This is a genomic window from Kitasatospora sp. NPDC057542, assembly GCF_042801945.1.
Taxonomy (GTDB): domain Bacteria; phylum Actinomycetota; class Actinomycetes; order Streptomycetales; family Streptomycetaceae; genus Kitasatospora.
In genome coordinates this window covers 1-3,832 of the sequence record NZ_JBHVFE010000653.1, presented here as the reverse complement: position 1 = coordinate 3,832, position 3,832 = coordinate 1, and the positions used below count along the sequence as shown (strand labels likewise).

The window sequence follows — 3,832 nt, the reverse complement described above, 5'->3', positions numbered from 1 at the left end:
TTACCGGACCCGGCGGAGTCCGGTAAGCGGCCCCTTTAAAGAGCCTTTGGCCTATCAGGCCTCAGTGCGCTGGGCGGGAATCCCGGCCAGCAGAGCGCGCACCTCCGCCTCACGGTAACGGCGGTGACCGCCGAGCGTGCGAATCGACGTCAGCTTGCCCGCCTTGGCCCAACGGGTGACCGTCTTCGGGTCCACGCGGAACATGGTGGCAACCTCTGCCGGCGTCAGCAGCGGCTCAGCATCAGGGGTACGAGCGGTCATGAGCGGCCTCCTCGGGAGAACCGAACCAGGGCGGTTCTATCCTTCAAATTCTGCACCTTGGCCCGCGATGCCCGAAATGGCATAGACGGGCCGAGTCGGTTATAGGACGAACGGCTTGTCCTGGTGTCTACAACTACACCATCCGTCCAGCCCTATCGACCAAACCGCCAAAATTGACCCCTCACGGGCTCAAGGCCGACGGATGGCGATGGACCACCCCATAGCGGACAGTCACAAAGCGATGACATCCGGTTACGAGGGGACCAGACCCTCCGTTTCCCCGCAAAGCACGCATCGACTCCAGAACCACCCAAAAGTGGGCACGCTCACGTGAAGTTGGGCTGGTTGTCCCATTTTTGCACATAGGGGTAAGTTCGCGTCAACGGTGAGTAGTGTCACGTTCGACAGCTATTGACCCGAACCAGGACCTTGGTCATCGGACCCGCAGTCCTTAGGACTCTTACAGTCATACACGCGCGGTCCGACATCAGTTCGCGTGCCGCAGCGCCAGCACCCGGCGCCACCGCACCGTCAGTTCCCCGTACACGCGCAGCGCCTCGGCGGTGTCCCCCGCCCGCAGCGCGCGCAGCCCCTCCTCCAGCTCCCCCGCCGAACGGTCCGCCAGCAACCGCTCCGGGCCCAGCAGATGCACCAGGCCCCCGTAGTCCAGTTCCACCAGCGAGCGCGGGTGGAACTCCTCCAGCCAGCGCCCGACCAGCTCCGCCCCCTGCACCAACTCCCCGTCCGGCACCAACTCCCCGTCCGGCACCGCCTCGCGCAGCGCCCGGAAGGCCCGTGCCACCCGCCGGCGCGCCTGCGCCATCGGCACCAGGTAGAACAGCGCCGCCGGCCGGTCCCCCCGCTCCTCCCCTTCCTCTTCCCCTCCCCGCCCGTCCGCCGGCCCGGCCCCGCCCGGCACGAAGCAGCGGTCCTCGTCCCCGAACGGCAGGAACCAGTGGACCGGCACCTCCCACCTGCTGGTCAGGATCCACGGCCGGGCGTCCGGGTGCGCGGACCGCCAGCGCTCCCGGTCCGCCTCGGCGGCCTCCCGGGTCACCGGCGGCAGCGCGGTGTCCAGCAGCGCCACCGGCGCCCCGGCCCGCAGCTCCTCCAGCGCCTGCCAGCTGCGCAGTCTGGTCGCCCACGGGCAGACGTACAGTACGCCGTCCACCACCCGCAGGTACGCCCGCCCGCTCTCCCGCTCGGGCAGCGCCCGGGGCGTGCGGGCGGCCAGCCCGGCGAGCGCCTCCCGCTGCTCCTCCAGCACCGCCGCCGCCACCGGCTGCGCCGGCTCCGCGGCGTCCGGCCCGTGCTCAGCCGCGTAGGCCTGCCAGCGCGCCCGCTCGGCCTCCGGGTAGGCGGCCAGCGGCTCGTACACCCGCAGGTGGGCGGCGTAGGGCGGCTGTACGGAAGTGCGTACGACGGTCACGTCCTGCATGGTCGCACGCGCCGCCGGACCAAGGGAGGGCGCGCCCCCGAACCGTTCGCACCCGCACCCCGCACCCCTTCCCGTCTCACCCTTCGGACGACTGGCCCCAGCTCGGACGAGACGGCGGATCGGCGGGGCGCACGCGGCTACGCTTCGCCTTAGGCGCCCGCACCACAGCAGCGGGCCTTCGATACTGGAGTCACCACAGTGACCGACGTACAGACCCCCGCCACGCACCCCGCACCCGGCGTGCTCAGCAGGATCTTCCGTACCGAACAGGACGGCGCCCCCGGCGACGGTCACGAGCAGGTCGTCCTCTGCCACGACCGCAGCTCGGGACTGAAGGCGATCATCGCCATCCACTCGACCGCCCTGGGCCCAGCCCTCGGCGGCACGCGCTTCTTCCCGTACGCCTCCGAGGAGGCGGCGCTGGAGGACGCGCTGAACCTGTCCCGCGGAATGTCCTACAAGAACGCGCTGGCCGGACTGGACCTCGGCGGCGGCAAGGCCGTCATCATCGGCGACCCGAACAAGGACAAGAACGAGGCGATGCTCCGGGCCTACGGCCGCTTCGTCGAGTCCCTGCGCGGCCGCTACATCACCGCCTGCGACGTGGGCACCTACGTCCAGGACATGGACGTGATCGCCCGCGAGACCGAGTTCGTGACGGGCCGCTCGCCCGAGCACGGCGGCGCCGGCGACTCGTCCATCCTGACCGCCTTCGGCGTCTTCCAGGGCATGCGCGCCACCGCCCAGGCCCGCTGGGGCCAGCCGACCCTGCGCGGCAAGCGGGTCGGCGTCGCGGGCGTCGGCAAGGTCGGCCACTACCTGGTCGGCCACCTGGTCGCGGACGGCGCCACGGTCGTCGTCACCGACGTCTCCGAGGCCGCCGTCAACCGCGTGCGCGCGGCGCACCCGGAGGTGGAGGTGGTCGCCGACACCGCCGCCCTGATCCAGGCCAAGCTGGACGTCTACGCCCCCTGCGCCCTCGGCGGCGCACTGACCGACGCCACGGTGGCGGCGCTGGGCGAGCTCGGCACCTCGATCGTCTGCGGCGCGGCCAACAACCAGCTGGCCCACCCGGGCGTCGAGAAGGACCTGGCCGACCGCGGCATCCTCTACGCGCCGGACTACCTGGTGAACTCCGGCGGCGTCATCCAGGTCGCCGACGAGATCGACGGCTTCAACTTCGAGCGGGCCAAGAACAAGGCGACCAGGATCTTCGACACCACCCTGGAGATCTTCACCCGGGCCGCCACCGACGGCGTCCCGCCGGCGGTCGCCGCCGACCGCCTGGCCGAGAAGCGGATGCGCGAGATCAGCGCCCTGCGCACGGTGCTGCTGCCCGGCGCCCGGCGCGCCTGACCGGGCCGGTAACCCACCCCGTGATGCGCGGGGGGCCTGCACAGCGGCCCCTCGCGCATCACGATGTGGAACCGGATTCTCACTTCTCCGCCCGAACGGGTGATCCGAGGTCCCCGTAGGGGGGATAATCAGTCCCGGAACGACGGACCTCAGACACCTCCGGACAGCGCGAAAAACGCCGCAAAACCTCCCCTGACCTGGGAAGACCTGGTCTCGGGTGCAGTCGGTGCGCGCCACGTCACACCGACGACGTACCGTCCAGCGGCGGAAACAGGTACCGTTAATGCTCCAAGGGACGGTCCTCCCATTCGGGCAGGCCGGTCCTGATCATGAACACGTGTCAGACTCGGGGCCGTGAGCCCCATCGTTGAGGGGGTCGACCCATGGGGCGCGGCCGGGCCAAGGCCAAGCAGACGAAGGTCGCCCGCGAGCTGAAGTACAACAGCGGCGGGTTCGACGCTAACCGTCTGTCCAACGAGCTGGGCGTATCGCCGTCCACCGCTTCGATCGAGCCGGAGCCGATCGAAGAGGAGGAGGACGACGACCCATACGCGGAGTACGCCGCCCGCTACGCCGACCTCGACGACGAGGACGACACCGAGCCGGGCACCGGGCCGTCGCAGGCCTCCCGCCGCTCGTAACCACAGCAGTCCCGCCGACCGGTCCGGGCGCCCAGTGCGCCGGGCCGGTCTTCGGCGTTCCCTCGGAGGGCGTTGCTCCGCACGGCCCTCCGACGGCCTCCACCGCACGCGAGAGGGCCTCTCCGGTGCACCGGAG

Annotated in this window: 4 protein-coding genes; 2 read left to right on the top strand and 2 right to left on the bottom strand. The window is 70.7% G+C overall.

Features of this window, described 5'->3' with window-relative positions; genetic code table 11:
* Nucleotides 1–54: 54 nt before the first annotated feature.
* Together bldC and ACFU7Y_RS41515 are read right to left on the bottom strand one after the other, a co-directional pair.
* A complete protein-coding gene (gene bldC / locus ACFU7Y_RS41520) occupies nt 55–261 on the bottom strand; it encodes a developmental transcriptional regulator BldC (protein ID WP_014137253.1) in 207 nt (68 codons plus the stop codon).
* Between the two features lie 487 nt (nt 262–748).
* On the bottom strand, nt 749–1,699 hold the full coding sequence (locus tag ACFU7Y_RS41515) for a hypothetical protein (RefSeq protein WP_380771594.1): 951 nt from the start codon (nt 1,697–1,699) through the stop codon (nt 749–751).
* 198 nt (nt 1,700–1,897) lie between these two features.
* Between ACFU7Y_RS41515 and ACFU7Y_RS41510 the strand changes: the two genes are divergently transcribed.
* The gene (locus ACFU7Y_RS41510) at nt 1,898–3,055 is read left to right on the top strand and encodes a Glu/Leu/Phe/Val dehydrogenase dimerization domain-containing protein (RefSeq protein WP_374119989.1); all 1,158 of its coding nucleotides are present in this window, start codon (nt 1,898–1,900) and stop codon (nt 3,053–3,055) included.
* Nucleotides 3,056–3,438: 383 nt separating this feature from the next.
* Nucleotides 3,439–3,696 carry a DUF3073 domain-containing protein gene (locus ACFU7Y_RS41505; protein WP_224280995.1) on the top strand — a complete coding sequence of 86 codons (258 nt, stop codon included), beginning with the start codon at nt 3,439–3,441 and terminating at the stop codon, nt 3,694–3,696.
* The last annotated feature ends 136 nt before the right edge of the window (nt 3,697–3,832 follow it).